The sequence below is a fragment of the Roseateles sp. FW301-B2 genome, from assembly GCF_058788955.1.
Genome location: NZ_JBYTBE010000016.1, coordinates 23,990 through 40,008 on the forward strand (window position 1 = coordinate 23,990; position 16,019 = coordinate 40,008).

Here is a 16,019-nt window from a genome sequence, read left to right on the forward strand (position 1 = left end):
CTAGATTTCACAGCCTTGCCGCCCCGCGGCGACTATCTGTGATTCATGGCCTCGCCCGCACCCCACCCCAAGCCCGACCTCGTCTGCCCCGCCGGCTCGCTGCGTGCCCTCACCCTGGCCATCGATGCCGGGGCCGACGCCGTCTACCTCGGGCTGAAGGACGCCACCAACGCGCGCAATTTCGCCGGCCTGAACTTCGACGACGCCCAGGTGCGCGAGGGCGTGAGCTATGCCCATGCGCGCGGCCGCCAGGTGCTGATGGCGCTCAACACCTATGCCGATGCGCGCGATGACGGGCCCTGGCGCCGCGCCGTCGACCGCGCCGCCGAACTCGGCGCAGATGCCCTGATCGTGGCCGACAGCGCGGTGCTGGCCTATGCGCGCGCGCACCATCCCGAGCTGCGCCTGCATCTCTCGGTGCAGGCCTCGGCCACCAGCTACGAGGCGATCGAGTTCTACCGCGAGCGCTACGGCATCCAGCGCGCCGTGCTGCCGCGCGTGCTCACGCTCAGCCAGGTTCAGCATGTGATACGCCACACCGGGGTGGAGATCGAGGTGTTCGGCTTCGGCAGCCTGTGCGTGATGGTGGAGGGGCGCTGCGCGCTCTCGTCCTACGTCACCGGCCAGTCGCCCAACACCGCCGGCGTGTGCTCGCCACCCGCGGCGGTGCAATGGCTGGAGGGGCCGCAGGGCGTGGATGCGCGCCTGTCCGGCGTGCTGATCGACCGCTATGCCCCGCAGGAGCCGCGCGGCTACCCGACCCTGTGCAAGGGCCGCTTCCTGGTGGAGGGCGAGCGCGACTACGCGCTGGAAGAGCCCACCAGCCTGAATACGCTGGCGCTGCTGCCGCAGCTGATCGAGGCGGGCGTCAAGGCCATCAAGATCGAGGGCCGCCAGCGCAGCCCCAGCTATGTGGCGGGCGTCACCAAGGTCTGGCGCCAGGCCATCGACATGGCCGCGTCGGATGCGCGTTATGCCGTGGCGCCCGCCTGGAGCGCCGAGCTGGCGCGCTGGGCCGAGGGCCAGCAAAGCACCCTGGGTGCGTATGAGCGGCCATGGCGCTGAGGGAATCCATCATGGAAAAGAAACGACTGGGCCTGACCATTGGCCCGCTGCAATACTGGTGGCCGCGCACGAGCCTGGTGCAGGCCTATGCCGAGCTGGCCGAGGGGCCGGCCGATACCTTTGTGCTGGGCGAGGTGACCTGCTCGCGGCGCAACGAGTTCACCCTGCTGGACTGGCTGGCGCTGGCGCGCGACCTCGTCAGCGCCGGCAAGCGCGTGCGCCTGGCCACGCTGCCGCTCCTGATGTCGGAGGCCGAGCTGCGGCAGCTGCGCCGCATTGCGGAGCAGGGCGAGTTCGCGGTCGAGGCCGGCGATGCCGCGGCCCAGCAGCGCCTCGCGCAACAGTCTGAGCGCCTGCCCTTCACGCTGGGCCCGCACCTCAACATCTACAGCCGTGCGGCCCTGGTCGAGCATGCCGGCCTGGGCGCCGACACCTGGGTGGCGCCGCTGGAACTGGCGCTGGACGCGGTGGCCCGCGTCAACCCGCCCACGGCCCGGGTGCATGGGCCGGCCGGTGCGATCCAGACCGAGGTGTTCGGCTTCGGCCGCATGCCGCTGGCCTTCTCGGCGCGCTGCTTCACGGCCCGCCATCACCGCCTCAGCAAGGACGAGTGCGAGTTCCGCTGCCGCGACGATGCCGACGGCCTGCTGCTCTCCACCACCGAGGGCCAGCCTTTCCTGGTGCTGAACGGCATCTCCACCCAGTCCGCGGCCCTGCATTGCCTGATCGGCGAGGGCGCGGCGCTGCGCGCCGCCGGCGTCGATCGGCTGCGGCTCTCGCCCTGCAGCCAGGGCTTTGCCCGCGTGGTGAGCCTGTTCGACGAGGTGCTGCATGCCGGCCTGCCGGCTGACGAGGCGCGTGCCGAGCTGCAGGCAATGCCGCTGCCGGGCGCGCTGGTGAACGGATTCGCCCACCGCCAGGCGGGCATGGTGGAGGAGCTTGCCCATGTTTGAACTGCCCCCCGGCCTCAAGGCCCTGCTGCGCCGCCTGCCGCTGCAACCGCCATCCTTCGTGGCGGCGCGCGCGCTCGACCGCCTGCTGCTGCCGCGCCTGGACGCCGAGCAGCGCCGCCTGCTGGCCGGCCGCGTGGTGGAGCTGGAGCTGCTGGAGCCCGGCCTGCGCGTGCGCCTGCTGCTGGGACCCAAGGGCTTCATGCCCGCCGCCGGTGGCGCGCAACCGGCCGTCACCGTGCGTGCGCGCAGCCTCGCGCTGTGGCGCCTGCTGCGCGGCGAGGAGGACGCCGACCGCCTGTTCTTCGAACGCGCGCTGGTGATGGAGGGCGACACCGAGTTCGGCCTGATGCTGAAGAACACGCTGGACGCGATCGGCCCGCTGCTGCCGGCGTCGATGCTGGGCAAGGCTTGAAGCCATGTGGAGCAACCTCACCGAACAGCTGCTGCATGCGCTGAAGGCGCGCGGCGCCACCGAGATCTTCGGCATCCCGGGCGACTTTGCCCTGCCGCTGTTCCGCGCCATCGAGCGCGCCGCCATCCTGCCGCTGTACACGCTCTCGCATGAGCCCGGCCTGGGCTTCGCGGCCGACGCCGCGGCGCGCGTGCGCGGCGGCCTGGGCGTGGCCGCCGTCACCTATGGCGCGGGTGCGCTCAATATGGTGAACCCGGTGGCCAACGCCTATGCCGAGCGCGTGCCGCTGGTGGTGCTGTCGGGCGCGCCGGCCGCGCACGAGGTGGCCAGCGGCCTGCTGCTACACCACCAGGTGAAGGCGCTGGATTCGCAATGGCGCATCTTCGAGGAGCTGACGGTGGACCGCGCCCGGCTCGACGACCCCGTCACCGCGCCGGCCCTGATCGCGCGCGTGCTCGACAGCGCGCTGCGCCGCGCCGGCCCGGTCTACCTGGAGATCCCGCGCGACATGCCCGAGCGCGCCTGCGCCGCGCCGCCCGAGCTGCCGCCCCCGCCGCTGGACCGCGAGCGCCTGGCCGCCTGCGCCGACGAGCTGCTGGCGCGCCTGCGCGCGGCGCGCCATCCGCTGCTGCTGGTGGGCGTGGAGATCCGCCGTTATGGCATCGAGGCCCAGGTGGCCGAGCTGGCGCGCCGCCTCAACATCCCGGTCGCCACCACGCTGATGGGGCGCGGCCTGCTGGTGGATTCCGGCGTGCAGCATCTGGGCACCTACCTGGGCCTGGCCGGCGATCCGGAACTCACCGAGGCGGTGGAGGGCTCCGACGCCCTGCTGCTGCTGGGCGCCATCATCTGTGACAGCAATTTCGCCGTCTCGCGCAAGCGCATCGATTTCCGCCACGCCATCCGCGTCTGGCAGGGCGAGGTGGAGATGGGCCACCATGTCTACCGCGAGCTGCCCATCAAGGAGCTGGTGGAGGCGCTGCTGCTGCGCGTGATGACGCGGCCGCCCCAGCCCTTCATCGAGACCGCGCGCACGACGCCCGAGCTGCCCGCGCCGGATGCGCCGCTCACCCCGGCGGCGATTGCCGCGGCGGCCAATGCCCTGATGCAAAAGCATGGCGCGCTGCCGGTGGCCTGCGACATGGGCGACTGCCTGTTCACCGCCATGGACCTCACGCCCACCGACCTGATTGCCCCCGGCTACTACGCCACCATGGGCTATGGCGTGCCGGCGGCGCTGGGCCTGCAGGTGGCCACCGGCCGCCGCCCCCTGGTGCTGGTGGGCGATGGCGCCTTCCAGATGACCGGCTGGGAGCTGGGCAACGCCCGCGCGATGGGCTGCGACCCGATCGTGCTGCTGCTCAACAACGCCAGCTGGGAGATGTTGCGCACCTTCGAGCCCGAGGGCCGCTACAACGACCGCGGCGCCTGGGACTTCGCGGCCATGGCCGCCGGCATGGGCGGGCGCGGCTACGAGGTCCACACGGTGGGCCAGCTGGTGGAGGCGCTGGCCTGCGCCCAGGCCGAGCGCGGCCGCTTCCAGCTGCTGGACCTGCGGCTGGCCCCCGGCGTGCTGTCGCCCACCCTGCAGCGCTTCGTCGGCGCGGTGAAGCGGCTTTCGATGCCCGGCTGAGCAGCCCGACAGGCTAGGGTCAGATCTTGCTAGCAGGATCGGAAACCCTGGCCGGTGTGGAGCTCCATCCCTATACTGGCCCATCACCCCTGCGCCCAGGGGCATGGTTTGAGGATGGTGTCCGGAGGTCGAGATGCTTACGTTCGAGAACCTGAGAGTCGGAACCCGGCTCGCCGTGGGCTTTGGCACCGTGATGGTGCTGCTCATCATCATTTCGGTGCTGGGTACCCTGGGCGCGCGCCAGATCGCCGCCAGCACCAGCCAGATCTACGAAGACCGCACCGTGCCGCTGCAGCAGCTGGCCCGGGTCAACTCGCTGATGCTGCAGAACCGCGTGCTGGTCACCGAGATGATGCAGGCGCCGGGCAAGCTGGACGAGCTGAACGCGGTGATGCAGGGCAATATCGAGCAGGTCACCAAGGCCTGGAAGGCCTATGCGGCCAGCCAGATGACGCCCGAGGAGGCGCGCCTGGCCGCCAAGTTCATCGAGCTGCGCGGCCGCTACGTCAAGGACGGGCTGCTGGCCGCCCGCGATGCCATCAAGTCCGGTGCGGCCGAACAGTCGACGCAGATCTACACGGGCCAGATCCTGCCGCTCGGCAAGCAGACCCAGGAGGCCATGGACGCCCTGATCGGGCTGCAAGTCAGCGAGGGCGCCAAGGACTATGCCGCGGCGCAGAGCGGCAGCAGCCAAGTGATGTGGGTGAGCCTGCTGGGCACGGCGCTGGCGATTGCACTGTCGGTCTGGCTGGCCTGGGTTGTGAGCCGCTCCATCACCGCGCCGGTACGTGAGGCCCTGGACCTGGCCGAGCGCGTCGCCGCGGGGGACCTCAGCGCCACGCTGCAGGCCAGGGGCCGCAACGAGATGGCGCAGCTGCTGCAGGCGCTCGGCCGCATGACGGAAAGCCTGCGCGCCATCGTCGGCCAGGTGCGCGACAGCAGCGAGAGCATCAGCACCGGCTCGGCCGAGATCGCCACCGGCAATGCCGATCTGAGCCAGCGCACCGAGACCCAGGCCAGCAATCTGGAGGAGACCGCGGCCACCATGGAGGAGCTCTCCAGCACGGTGCGCAACAACGCCCAGACCGCCGCCCAGGCCAACGAGCTGGCGCACAGCGCCAGCGCCGCGGCCGGCCGTGGCGGCGCCGTGGTGGGCGATCTGGTCAGCAATATGGCTGCGATCTCGCAGAGCTCCAACCGCATTTCGGAGATCATCGGCGTGATCGACGGCATCGCCTTCCAGACCAATATCCTGGCGCTGAATGCCGCGGTGGAAGCGGCGCGCGCGGGCGAGCAGGGCAGGGGCTTCGCGGTGGTGGCGGGCGAGGTGCGCAGCCTGGCGCAGCGCAGCGCCGAGGCGGCGCGCGAGATCAAGTCGCTGATCGGCGACAGCCAGACCAAGGTCGAGAACGGCAACCGCCTGGCCGAGCAGGCCGGCGGCGCGATGCAGGACATCGTGCAGGAGGTGGGCCGCGTCAGCACCCTGATCGCCGAGATCGCCAGCGCCAGCGGCGAGCAGTCGCGCGGCATCTCCCAGGTGGGCGAGGCGGTGGGCCAGCTCGACCAGGTGACGCAGCAGAACGCCGCCCTGGTGGAAGAAAGCGCCGCCGCGGCCGAGAGCCTGCGCAACCAGGCGCAGCAGCTGTCGGAACTGGTGGCGAGTTTCAGGTTGAGGTGACGCAGCCGTCTCGGATCGACGGATCCGCGCCGCAGCCCAGGCCGGCAGGCACTCGGCCCCAGATGCGGTGGCCTTCGCGTAGAACGCTCAGGCTTTCCTCGGTGCTCGCCGAACCGGGACTCGCGCACAACTCGCCGTTGCACCCCTGCGGGCCGGCGTGTGCCAGTGGCACCCGCCTGTGCTCCAGCTCAAACAAGGCGCGCTCGACGCATCGCCTGGAGCGATGCGCAACCCGGTTCTGCTGCGCGCCTCGGCATCGCAAATGGGGCCTCGCACCTGCCGACCTGCGCTGCTCGGGCAGTGCACGGCCTTGATGCCGTGGTGCGCGATCTGCGCTTTGTTGCCAACACCACGCGCAGGCCCGGCAAGCTCGGCTCGGCCCTTTTTGCGCTGGCGCAAAGCCCGCGCAGATCGCCGGGGTCAGGTCTTGTTGACCACATATCTAGTGTCTATCCTGCCGGCCTGACACTAGATATAGGTTTTTCATGTCCACTCAAGCGGCCCAGCAGCCTACGGCGCTGATGAAACGAGACGGGCGCGTCGTCGCCTTCGACGCGGCCAAGATTGCCAGCGCGCTGGCGCGGGCCGGCGCCGCCACCGGCGAGCTGGATGCGCAGCGCGCGCAGCAGCTGACGCGGGCGGCGGTGCTGCCGCGCCTGCAAGGGGTTCACTGCCCGCAGATCGAGCAGGTCCAGGATGCCGTCGAGGCCGCGCTGTTCGATGCCGGCCTGCGTCACACGCTGCGCGCCTACGTGGTGTATCGCGAGCAGCACCGCCAGCTGCGCGGCGCGCGCCAGACCCTGGTGGATGTGCAGGCCACCATGGACGAATACCTGCAGCAGCGCGACTGGCGCATCAAGGCCAATGCCAACCAGGGCTGGAGCCTGGGCGGGCTGATCCTGAACGTCTCCGGCAAGGTGGTGGCCAACTACTGGCTGGACCAGGTCTATCCGCCCGAGGTGGGGCGCGCGCATCGCGAGGCCGATCTGCACATCCACGACCTCGACATGCTGAGCGGCTACTGCGCCGGCTGGTCGCTGCGCACCCTGCTCAACGAGGGGCTCAACGGCGTGGCGGGCAAGGTCGAATCGGCACCGCCGCGCCATCTCTCCAGCGCGGTAGGCCAGATCGTCAACTTCCTGGGCACGCTGCAGAACGAATGGGCCGGGGCCCAGGCCTTCTCCAGCTTCGACACCTATCTGGCGCCCTATGTGCGCCAGGACGGGCTGGGCTACGAGCAGGTGCGCCAGTGCATGCAGGAGCTGGTCTACAACCTCAACGTGCCCTCGCGCTGGGGCACGCAGACGCCGTTCACCAACCTGACCTTCGACTGGACCTGCCCCGAGGATCTGCGCGAGCAGGTGCCGGTGATCGCGGGCCGCGAGATGCCGTTCTGCTATGGCGATCTGCAGGCCGAGATGGACCTGATCAACCGCGCCTATATCGAGGTGATGATGGCCGGCGATGCGCGCGGCCGCGCCTTCACCTTCCCCATCCCCACCTACAACATCACGCCCGATTTCGACTGGGACAGCCCCAACGCGACCGCGCTGTTCGAGATGACGGCGCGCTACGGCCTGCCGTATTTCCAGAACTTCCTCAATTCCGAGCTGCAGCCGAACATGGTGCGCTCGATGTGCTGCCGCCTGCAGCTGGATCTGCGCGAGCTGCTCAAGCGCGGCAACGGCCTGTTCGGCTCGGCCGAGCAGACCGGCTCGCTGGGCGTGGTGACGATCAACTGCGCGCGCTTGGGCCATCTGCACGCCGGCGACGAGGCCGGCCTGTTGCGCCGCCTGGACGAGCTGCTGGCGCTGGGCCGCGACAGCCTGGAGATCAAGCGCAAGCTGATCCAGCGCCTCATCGATGCCGGCCTGTTCCCCTACACCAAGCGCTACCTGGGCACGCTGCGCAACCATTTCTCGACCCTGGGCGTGAACGGCATCAACGAGATGATCCGCAACTTCACGGCCGATGCGCAGGACATCAGCACGCCCGCCGGCCATGCGCTGGCGCTGCGCCTGCTGGACCATGTGCGCGGCCGCATGGTCGAGTTCCAGGAACAGACTGGCCACCTCTACAACCTCGAGGCCACGCCGGCCGAGGGCACGACCTACCGCTTTGCCAAGGAAGACAAACGGCGCTTCCCTGCCATCCTGCAGGCCGGCACGGCCGAGCAGCCTTACTACACCAACAGCTCGCAGCTGCCGGTGGGCTTCACCGACGATCCCTTCGAGGCGCTCGAGCGCCAGGACGAGCTGCAGCGCAAATACACCGGCGGCACCGTGCTGCATCTCTACATGAACGAGGCGCTCTCCAGCAGCGCGGCCTGCCGCGAGCTGGTGCGGCGCTCGCTGTCGCGTTTCAAATTGCCCTACATCACCGTGACGCCCACCTTCTCGATCTGCCCCACGCATGGCTATCTGAGCGGGCGCCACGAGTTCTGCCCGCACTGCGATGCCGAGGCGCTGGCGCGCAAGCAACAGGCCGCGGTGGCGGCCTGATGACGTCGATTCCCAACCAAAGCCAAGGAGGCAAGACATGACCCCAAACCAAGCACAGACCGAGCTGCAGGAGCACGAGCGCCAGCGCTGCGAGATCTGGACCCGCGTGATGGGCTACCACCGGCCGGTGGCATCCTTCAACACCGGCAAGCAGGGTGAATTCGAGGAGCGGCTGTGCTTCCAGGAACGGCCGCTGTGCCAGGGCGCGGCCGCGGCTTGAGTGCGGCGCCCGCGGTGGCCGGGCTGACGCCCTTCAGCAGCCTGGACTATCCCGGCCAGCTGGCCGCGGTGGTGTTCCTGCAGGGCTGCCCCTGGCGCTGCGTCTACTGCCACAACCCCGGGCTGCAGCCGCGCGGGCCGGGCCGGCTTGGCTGGGCCGAGCTGCTGGCCTGGCTGGAGCGGCGCCGCGGCCTGCTCGACGCGCTGGTGTTCAGCGGCGGCGAACCCACGCTGGACGCGGCCCTGCCGCGCGCCGCCGCGCAGGTGCGGGCGCGCGGCTTCAAGGTCGGCCTGCATACCGCCGGCCTCTATCCCGAGCGCCTGGCCACGCTGCTGCCCTTGCTGGACTGGGTAGGGCTGGACATCAAGGCGCCGCTCACGGATGCGGCGCTGCACCGGCGCATCACCGGCGTGCCCGGCGCTGAACGCGAGGTGGCGCAGAGCCTGGCCCTGCTGGCCGCCTCGGGCCTCGGCTATGAATGCCGCAGCACCATCCATCCGGCGCTGCACGATGGCGCGGCCCTGCAGCAGCTGGCCGAGCAACTGGCCGGCGCCGGCGTGACGCGCTGGGCCCTGCAGATCGCGCGCCCGGACGGCACGGCGGGCGGGGCCGGCGCATTGGCGCCGGTGCCGCCCGACTATCCCGATGCCGCGCTGCTGGCGCGGCTGCGCGGCCGCGTGCCGGGGCTGGAGCTGCGGCGCGGCTGACGAGGCCCCGGCCTCAGCCCCTCCTCAACCCAGTTGCACTGCCTGCCCCTGCCGGTCGAAGGGGATGAAGCCGCCCAGCTGACCGCTGCGCACCGTTTCCACCATGCGCTGCAGGGCCGCGTCCACGCGCGCGGCATCGGCGTGGCCGGAGAGCGCGGCGGCGAACACCAGCACCCAGGGCTGGCCCATGCCTTCAGCCTCGGCGGCCAGGGCGGCAAAGCCCTGCAGTTCCGCCGGGTCTTTGTCCACGCACATCAGCGGCTCCAGCTCGCCACCATGGCCGGCCTCGAAGGCGGCGCGCTCGGCCGGCGTGGCCTCGGGGCTGAGGCTGGCGCCGGCAAACACCAGCAGCAGGCGCTGGGGCTCGGGCTGCTGGCGCGCGGCCAGCAGCAGGTCTTCAAAGGTCGAGATATTCATGATGGATGTGATTGGACGCGAGGCCTGTTGGCATTTCCTTATCCCGGTTCAAGGAAATTCCCGAGCAAATCCCTAGGCTACCCACATTCCTTTTTTCTATTCGTCGGAGGCATTCCATGAGCCGAGGCTTCACCAGCCAGATGGCACGCAATATCTTCTACGGTGGCTCGCTGTTCTTCGTGCTGCTGTTTGCCGTGCTGATCTTCGATACCGAGCAACGCATCCCGCAGCGCTCCAAATCCGCTGAAATCACGCCCGCCGTGGTGCGCGGCAAGCATATCTGGGAAACCCGCAACTGCATCGGTTGCCACACCCTGCTGGGCGAGGGCGCCTACTTCGCGCCCGAGCTGGGCAATGTCTACACCCGCCGCGGGCCCGATTTCATCAAGGCCTGGATCAAGGCCCAGCCCACCGGCGCGCCGGGCCGCCGCCAGATGCCCAACTTCCATCTGGACGACAAGCAGCTCGACGACCTGGTCGAGTTCCTCAAATGGACCAATGGCGTGGACACCGAGAAGTGGCCGCCGAACATTGAAGGTTGAGGAGAGACAGACATGAAAACAGCCACTCTCAAGTTCAAATCCCAGTCGGTCGCCAAGCTCTACTTCATGGGCGCGATCGCACTCTTCGTGGGTCAGATCGTGTTCGGCCTGACGCTGGGCCTGCAGTACCTGATCGGGGACCTGATGTTCCCGGCCATCCCCTTCAACATCGCCCGCATGGTGCACACGAATCTGCTCATCGTGTGGCTGCTGATGGGCTTCATGGGCTCGGCCTACTACCTGGTGCCCGAGGAAGCCGAGACCGAGCTCTACAGCCCCCTGCTGGCCAAGATCCTGTTCTGGGTCTTCCTGGCCGCGGGCGCCGCGACCATCCTCGGCTATCTGCTGGTGCCTTACGCCACGCTGGCCGAGATGACCGGCAACAACCTCTTGGCCACGATGGGGCGCGAGTTCCTCGAGCAGCCCCTGCCGACCAAGCTGGGCATCGTGGTGGTGGCGCTGGCCTTCCTCTTCAACATCAGCATGACGGTGTTGAAGGGCCGCAAGACCGCCATCACCCTGGTGCTGCTGATGGGCTTGTGGGGCCTGGCGCTGATGTTCCTGTTCAGCTTCGTCAACCCCAGCAACCTGGTGCGCGACAAGATGTACTGGTGGTTCGTCGTCCACCTCTGGGTGGAAGGCACCTGGGAGCTGATCCTGGGCGCGCTGCTGGCCTTCGTGCTGATCAAGACCACCGGCGTGGACCGTGAGGTGATCGACAAGTGGCTGTACCTGATCATCACGATGGCCCTCGTCACTGGCATCCTGGGCACCGGCCACCACTTCTTCTTCATCGGCCTGCCGGGTTACTGGCAATGGGTGGGCAGCGTGTTCAGCGCGATGGAGCCGATCCCCTTCTTCATGATGACCCTGTTCGCCTTCAATATGGTGCAGCGGCGCAAGCGCGAGCATCCCAACCAGGCAGCGGTGCTGTGGGCCGTCGGTTGCGCGGTGATGGGTTTCCTGGGTGCCGGCCTGTGGGGCTTCATCCACACGCTCAGCCCGGTCAACTACTACACCCATGGCAGCCAGATCACCGCGGCGCACGGCCACCTGGCCTTCTACGGCGCCTATGTGCTGGTGGTGATCGCGATGATCAGCTATGCCATGCCGATCCTGCGCGGCCGCGAGGCCAATCCGCGCCGCGCCCAGGCCGTCGAGATGTGGAGCTTCTGGATCATGACCATCGGTATGGCGGTGATGGTGCTGGCCCTGACCGGCGCCGGCATCCTGCAGATCTGGCTGCAGCGCATGCCCACCGAGGGTGCGATGGGCTTCATGGCCACGCAAGACCAGCTGCGCTTCTTCTACTGGGTGCGTGTCGCCGGTGGCGTGCTGTTCCTGTGCGGGCTGCTCACCTATCTGGCCAGCTTCTTCATCGGCGCCGGCGCCGACGAGGATGAGCCGGTGGCGAATGGTCGACTGAGGGCCGCATGATGGAAATGCTGAGCGCGCGCCAGCTCAGCCGGGAACTGCCGGAAGGGCTGCCTTTCTACGCCTCGCAGGGCCAGGAATGCCGGCTCTTCGAGCAGGCCCATGCCAGCCGTCTGCCCCTCTTGATCAAGGGGCCCACCGGCTGCGGCAAGACCCGGCTGGTGGAGCATATGGCCGCGCGCCTGGGCCGCCCGCTGGTGACGGTGAGCTGCCACGACGACCTCAGCGCCGCCGACCTGGTGGGCCGCCACCTGATCGCGGGCGGCGACACGCGCTGGTGCGACGGCCCGCTCACCCGTGCGGTGCGTCAGGGCGCGATCTGCTACCTCGACGAGGTGGTGGAGGCGCGCAAGGACACCACGGTGGTGCTGCATCCGCTCGCCGATGATCGCCGCCAACTGCCCATCGAGCGCACCGGCGAGCTGCTGGACGCCGCGCCCGGCTTCATGCTGGTGATCAGCTACAACCCCGGCTACCAGAACCTGCTCAAGGGGCTCAAGCCGAGCACGCGCCAGCGCTTCGTGGCGCTGAGCCTGGACTATCCCGCCCCCGAGGTGGAGCAGCGCATCGTGCGCGCCGAGAGCGGCTGCACGGCCGAACAGGCCGCGCGCCTGGTACGGCTGGCGCAGGCGCTGCGCCGCCTCACCGAGCATGACCTGGAAGAGACCGCCAGCACCCGCTTGCTGGTGATGGCGGCACGCCTGACAGTGGCCGGCCTGACGCTGGGCGAGGCCTGCCGGGCCGCGGTGGTGGATGCGCTCACCGACGATGCCGAGACCGCGGCCGCGCTGGCGGAGGTGGTGCTGGCGGTGGTCGGCGATGCCTGAGATCGTGCTGGCGGCATCGCCACAGGCGCACACGGGCCGCATGGCCCGCCTGCAGCGCCTGCGGCGCGCCACCCAGCTGGGCTTCTTCGCCCTGTTCCTGTTCGCACCGGCACTGAACCTGCTGCGCTTCGACCTGCAGGAGACCCAGCTCTGGTTCCTGGGCTTCCGCTGGAGCCTGGGCATCGATGCCTTCACGCGCGGCGAGATCAGCGCCAACGAGGCGGCGCTGGCCATCCTGTTGCGCGGCATCCTGCCGGCGGTGCTTTTCGTGGTGGGCTTCATGACCCTGGCCTGGCGCTACGGTCGCGTCTACTGCGGCTGGCTGTGCCCGCATTTCTCGCTGGTCGAGACCCTCAACGAGCTGCTGCACCGCGCCACCGGCAAATACAGCCTGTGGGAGCGCGAGCGCAGCGGCCAGGCCCATGCCGGCTGGTGGCCGCTGTTCGTGCTCAGCGGCCTCTTCTTCGGCTTTGCCTGGTCCATCACGCTGCTCACCTATCTGCTGCCGCCGGCGCAGATCTGGAGCGGCCTCGTGCATGGCACGCTGACGCCCAACCAGGCGCGCTTCATCCTCATCGGCGGCGCGGTCTTCAGCACCGAGATGCTGCTGGCGCGCCATCTGTTCTGCCGCTTCGGCTGCGCGGTAGGCCTGTTCCAGAGCCTGGCCTGGATGGCCAACCCGCGTGCCCTGGTGGTGGCCTTCACGCGCGAACGCGCACGCGACTGCCGCGATTGCAGCACCGCCAAGGCCCCCGAGGGCGCGGCTTGCGACGTGGCCTGCCCGATGCGGCTGAAGCCGCGCAATATCAAGCGCCTGATGTTCTCCTGCGTGCAATGCGGGCAATGCGTCACCGAGTGCGAGAGCTCGCATGCGCCGCGCGGCGCGAATCCTAATCTGGAGTGGACCGTGGGCGTGGATGCGCTGCGCGAGACGCTCAAGCAACGCAGGCAGGGCTGATCGATCATGGAAGAGTGGGTCGGCGAGCAATGGCACCGCCTCATCAGCCGGGCGGCCTACCGCGGCTATCCCGAGCAGGCGGTGGCGCTGGCCTCGGTGCAGCGCGCCGCGGCGGTGCTTTACCGCGCCGCCGGCGGCGCCAGCGCGGTGCGCATCGTGCCGGCCGGCCAGGCCCGCGTGGGCGGGCCGCGCGGCTGGCTGCAGCGCATCGCTGGGGCGGGCCAGCGCGCTGCGCGCCCGCGCCTGGATGCCGAGACGCTGGCGCTGCCGCCGCAGATCGATGTGTTCGACGATGCCGGCCTCAACCGCGACCTCTATCTCTGGCTGGCGGCGCTGGCCGCAGCCTTCGAACCCGGCGCCACCTGGGTGATCGCCAACCGCGCCGCCACCGCGCGCGCGCTCGAGCGCTGCCCGGGCCTGGCGCCACGCTACCAGCGCCTGCTTGCCGCGCACCTGGCCCAGCGCCCCGATCCGGCGCGCCTGAACGGCATGGCCGCAGGCGCCGAACAGGCGCTGCAGGCGGTGCTGCGCCATGGCCTGGACGGCTCGCCCGAGGGCAAGCTCAGCGGCATCGAGCTGGACGGCATGCAGCTGGCGCCGGTGTGGCTGTGGCTGGAGCCCTGGTCGGAGGCCGCGGCCACGGCGCCGCGCGCCGACACCGGCGAGGGCAGGGCGGGTGACGACGGCGCCAAGCCGCGCCCGCGCAGCACCAACAACAACACGCGCCGGCGTACCCGCCAGCAAGCCCAGAGCTCCGACCGCCCGCCGCTGCTGCTGCCCTCCAAGATCGAGTCCATCCTGACCTGGAGCGAGCATGTACCGGTGGACCGCGGCACCGACGATGAAGACGACGACCAGTCGGCGGCCGCCGCCGACGACATGGAAAAACTGACGCTGGCGCGCGGCCAGCAGACCTCGGCCTCGCGCATCAAGTTCGACCTCGACCTGCCCAGCGCCAGCGCTGACGATCGCCCGCTGGGCCCCGGCGAGCAGCTGCCGGAATGGGACTGGAAGCAGCGCCGCCTGCTGCCCGCGCATTGCGCCGTGCAGACCCTGGTGGCCACGCCGGCCGCGGGCCTGTTCGTGCCGCCGCCGGCGCTGCGCGCCACCGCGCGCCGCGTGCGCCGCGGCCTCGAGCTGCTGCGCGCCGCGCCGCGCTGGCAGCGCGGCTGCGCGGATGGCGATGCCATCGACCTGGACGCCTGGGTGCGCCACGCCAGCCAGGCCAGCGATGGCGGCCCCAGCCTCAGCGACCCGGCCGTGTACGCGCGCCGCCAGCGCGGCGAGCGCAGCCTGGCGACGCTGCTGCTGGCCGATCTCTCGCTCTCCACCGATGCCCATGTCAACAACGAGGCGCGCGTGATCGACGTGATACGCGACAGCCTCTATGTGTTTGGCGAGGCCTTGCATGGCCTGGGCGATGCCTATGCGATGCTGGGGTTCAGCTCGGTGCGGCGCGCGCATGTGCGCATGCAGCACCTGAAGGGCTTCGACGAGGCCTGGAAGCCGGCGGTGCAGGCGCGCGTGGGCGCCATCAAGCCCGGCTACTACACCCGCATGGGCGCAGCCATACGCCTGGCATCCAAGCGCCTGCAGGAGCGCCCCGAGCGCCAGCGCCTGCTGCTGATACTCACCGACGGCAAGCCCAATGACCTCGACGTCTACGAAGGGCGCTGGGGCATCGAGGACACCCGCCATGCGGTGCAGGAGGCGCGCGAGGCCGGCCTCACGCCCTTCTGCCTGAGCATCGACGAGGAGGCGCAGGACTATCTGCCTCATCTGTTCGGCAACCAGGGCTGGGCGCAGGTGAGCCGGCCGGCCGAGCTGCCGCTGCGGCTGGCGGCCGTCTATGCGCGGCTGACGCGGCGCAGTTAAGCCCCTGGTTTGATACGTATCAAGCCCGCCGGCGGCCCGGCGGGCAGACAATGCGCGTGCTTCTGGAGTCTTGCCATGGACATGCGCGCCTTCGACCTGCCGCGATACCTCGCCAACCTGCCGCTGTTCAGCGATCTCAGCGCGCCCGAGCTGCTGCGCCTGGCCGGCGGCTGCCAGCTGCGTCGCTACCAGCGCGGCGAGGCGGTGTTCCATGTGGGCCAGGCCTGCGAGGAGTTCCACGTCACCGTCACCGGCCAGGTCAAGCTGTTCGCGATCTCGCCGGCCGGGCAGGAGAAGGTGATCGAGCTGCTGGGTCCCGGCCACAGCTTTGCCGAGGCGCTGATGTTCACCGGCAAGCCCTACATCATCAATGCGCAGGCGCTCACCGACAGCCTGGTGCTGAGCGTCAGCAAGGAGGCGGTGCTGCGCGAGATCGAGGCCGACTCGCGCTTTGCGCTGCGCATGCTGGCCGGCATCTCGCGCCGTCTGCATGGCCTGGTGCACGATGTGCAGGCCTATGCCCTGCACAGCGGCGTGCAGCGCGTGATCGGCTATCTGCTGCGCGATCAGCTGGTGGAAGACTGCGCCAGCGGTGAGGTCATCACCGTCTCGCTGCCGGTCAGCAAGGCCACGGTGGCCTCGCGGCTCTCGCTCACGCCCGAGTATTTCTCGCGCGTGCTGCACGAGCTGGAGGCGGCGGGCCTGATCGAGGTGGACAAGCGCGACATCCGCATCCTCGATGCGCAGCGCCTTGCCAGCCACTCCTCGGTGGGTGGCTGAGCCGGGCCCGGCGCCAT

At 69.7% G+C, this 16,019-nt stretch carries 15 protein-coding genes; 14 read left to right on the forward strand and 1 reads right to left on the reverse strand.

Features of this window, described 5'->3' with window-relative positions; all coding sequences use genetic code 11:
• The first annotated feature begins 45 nt into the window (after positions 1-45).
• The 8 genes from ubiU (at position 46) to AC3WQY_RS12735 (ending at position 9,169) form a co-directional block, all read left to right on the forward strand.
• Positions 46-1,065 (forward strand): ubiquinone anaerobic biosynthesis protein UbiU, encoded by a 1,020-nt coding sequence (gene ubiU, locus AC3WQY_RS12700; protein ID WP_285231678.1) that lies wholly within the window; start codon positions 46-48, stop codon positions 1,063-1,065.
• A gap of 11 nt (positions 1,066-1,076) precedes the next feature.
• Positions 1,077-2,018 carry a U32 family peptidase gene (locus tag AC3WQY_RS12705; protein WP_492708830.1) on the forward strand — a complete coding sequence of 314 codons (942 nt, stop codon included), beginning with the start codon at positions 1,077-1,079 and terminating at the stop codon, positions 2,016-2,018.
• Complete coding sequence (gene ubiT, locus AC3WQY_RS12710; RefSeq protein WP_285231680.1) at positions 2,011-2,430, forward strand: ubiquinone anaerobic biosynthesis accessory factor UbiT; 420 nt, start codon at positions 2,011-2,013, stop codon at positions 2,428-2,430. Before AC3WQY_RS12705 ends, ubiT begins: the two co-directional genes overlap by 8 nt.
• Before the next feature lie 4 nt (positions 2,431-2,434).
• On the forward strand, positions 2,435-4,063 hold the full coding sequence (ipdC, locus tag AC3WQY_RS12715) for an indolepyruvate/phenylpyruvate decarboxylase (RefSeq protein WP_492708832.1): 1,629 nt from the start codon (positions 2,435-2,437) through the stop codon (positions 4,061-4,063).
• A gap of 133 nt (positions 4,064-4,196) precedes the next feature.
• Complete coding sequence (locus AC3WQY_RS12720) at positions 4,197-5,741, forward strand: methyl-accepting chemotaxis protein (protein ID WP_492708834.1); 1,545 nt, start codon at positions 4,197-4,199, stop codon at positions 5,739-5,741.
• Positions 5,742-6,226: 485 nt separating this feature from the next.
• Positions 6,227-8,242, forward strand: a complete 2,016-nt coding sequence (locus AC3WQY_RS12725; protein WP_492708836.1) for a ribonucleoside triphosphate reductase — start codon at positions 6,227-6,229, stop codon at positions 8,240-8,242.
• A 37-nt stretch (positions 8,243-8,279) separates the two neighbouring features.
• Positions 8,280-8,462, forward strand: a complete 183-nt coding sequence (gene nrdD, locus AC3WQY_RS12730) for an anaerobic ribonucleoside-triphosphate reductase (protein WP_492708838.1) — start codon at positions 8,280-8,282, stop codon at positions 8,460-8,462.
• A complete protein-coding gene (locus AC3WQY_RS12735) occupies positions 8,459-9,169 on the forward strand; it encodes an anaerobic ribonucleoside-triphosphate reductase activating protein (RefSeq protein ID WP_492708839.1) in 711 nt (236 codons plus the stop codon). Before nrdD ends, AC3WQY_RS12735 begins: the two co-directional genes overlap by 4 nt.
• A 24-nt stretch (positions 9,170-9,193) precedes the next feature.
• Here AC3WQY_RS12735 and AC3WQY_RS12740 read toward each other — a convergent pair whose 3' ends face one another.
• Positions 9,194-9,586, reverse strand: coding sequence for a ribonucleotide reductase subunit alpha (locus AC3WQY_RS12740; RefSeq protein ID WP_492708841.1), 393 nt, complete (start codon positions 9,584-9,586; stop codon positions 9,194-9,196).
• A 116-nt stretch (positions 9,587-9,702) separates the two neighbouring features.
• Between AC3WQY_RS12740 and AC3WQY_RS12745 the strand changes: the two genes are divergently transcribed.
• The 6 genes from AC3WQY_RS12745 (at position 9,703) to AC3WQY_RS12770 (ending at position 16,002) form a co-directional block, all read left to right on the forward strand.
• Positions 9,703-10,128 (forward strand): c-type cytochrome, encoded by a 426-nt coding sequence (locus tag AC3WQY_RS12745; protein ID WP_285231688.1) that lies wholly within the window; start codon positions 9,703-9,705, stop codon positions 10,126-10,128.
• A gap of 12 nt (positions 10,129-10,140) precedes the next feature.
• The gene (locus AC3WQY_RS12750) at positions 10,141-11,565 is read left to right on the forward strand and encodes a cbb3-type cytochrome c oxidase subunit I (RefSeq protein ID WP_285231689.1); all 1,425 of its coding nucleotides are present in this window, start codon (positions 10,141-10,143) and stop codon (positions 11,563-11,565) included.
• Positions 11,562-12,389 carry a CbbQ/NirQ/NorQ/GpvN family protein gene (locus AC3WQY_RS12755; RefSeq protein WP_425334618.1) on the forward strand — a complete coding sequence of 276 codons (828 nt, stop codon included), beginning with the start codon at positions 11,562-11,564 and terminating at the stop codon, positions 12,387-12,389. The genes AC3WQY_RS12750 and AC3WQY_RS12755 overlap by 4 nt, the downstream gene beginning before the upstream one ends.
• Positions 12,382-13,347: a 4Fe-4S binding protein gene (locus tag AC3WQY_RS12760; RefSeq protein WP_492708844.1), complete on the forward strand. Its 966-nt coding sequence runs from the start codon at positions 12,382-12,384 to the stop codon at positions 13,345-13,347. Before AC3WQY_RS12755 ends, AC3WQY_RS12760 begins: the two co-directional genes overlap by 8 nt.
• Before the next feature lie 6 nt (positions 13,348-13,353).
• Entirely contained in the window at positions 13,354-15,222 is a 1,869-nt protein-coding gene (locus tag AC3WQY_RS12765; protein ID WP_492708846.1) for a nitric oxide reductase activation protein NorD, read from the forward strand.
• A gap of 75 nt (positions 15,223-15,297) precedes the next feature.
• Positions 15,298-16,002, forward strand: a complete 705-nt coding sequence (locus AC3WQY_RS12770; RefSeq protein ID WP_285231692.1) for a Crp/Fnr family transcriptional regulator — start codon at positions 15,298-15,300, stop codon at positions 16,000-16,002.
• The last annotated feature ends 17 nt before the right edge of the window (positions 16,003-16,019 follow it).

Excerpts from the sequence above, each read along its gene's own strand:
- ubiU (WP_285231678.1), top strand. The coding sequence starts at position 46 with ATGGCCTCGCCCGCACCCCACCCCAAGCCCGACCTCGTCTGCCCCGCC.
- AC3WQY_RS12705 (WP_492708830.1), top strand. The coding sequence starts at position 1,077 with ATGGAAAAGAAACGACTGGGCCTGACCATTGGCCCGCTGCAATACTGG.
- ubiT (WP_285231680.1), top strand. The coding sequence starts at position 2,011 with ATGTTTGAACTGCCCCCCGGCCTCAAGGCCCTGCTGCGCCGCCTGCCG.
- ipdC (WP_492708832.1), top strand. The coding sequence starts at position 2,435 with ATGTGGAGCAACCTCACCGAACAGCTGCTGCATGCGCTGAAGGCGCGC.
- AC3WQY_RS12720 (WP_492708834.1), top strand. The coding sequence starts at position 4,197 with ATGCTTACGTTCGAGAACCTGAGAGTCGGAACCCGGCTCGCCGTGGGC.
- AC3WQY_RS12725 (WP_492708836.1), top strand. The coding sequence starts at position 6,227 with ATGTCCACTCAAGCGGCCCAGCAGCCTACGGCGCTGATGAAACGAGAC.
- nrdD (WP_492708838.1), top strand. The coding sequence starts at position 8,280 with ATGACCCCAAACCAAGCACAGACCGAGCTGCAGGAGCACGAGCGCCAG.
- AC3WQY_RS12740 (WP_492708841.1), bottom strand. The coding sequence starts at position 9,586 with ATGAATATCTCGACCTTTGAAGACCTGCTGCTGGCCGCGCGCCAGCAG.
- AC3WQY_RS12745 (WP_285231688.1), top strand. The coding sequence starts at position 9,703 with ATGAGCCGAGGCTTCACCAGCCAGATGGCACGCAATATCTTCTACGGT.
- AC3WQY_RS12750 (WP_285231689.1), top strand. The coding sequence starts at position 10,141 with ATGAAAACAGCCACTCTCAAGTTCAAATCCCAGTCGGTCGCCAAGCTC.
- AC3WQY_RS12755 (WP_425334618.1), top strand. The coding sequence starts at position 11,562 with ATGATGGAAATGCTGAGCGCGCGCCAGCTCAGCCGGGAACTGCCGGAA.
- AC3WQY_RS12760 (WP_492708844.1), top strand. The coding sequence starts at position 12,382 with ATGCCTGAGATCGTGCTGGCGGCATCGCCACAGGCGCACACGGGCCGC.
- AC3WQY_RS12765 (WP_492708846.1), top strand. The coding sequence starts at position 13,354 with ATGGAAGAGTGGGTCGGCGAGCAATGGCACCGCCTCATCAGCCGGGCG.
- AC3WQY_RS12770 (WP_285231692.1), top strand. The coding sequence starts at position 15,298 with ATGGACATGCGCGCCTTCGACCTGCCGCGATACCTCGCCAACCTGCCG.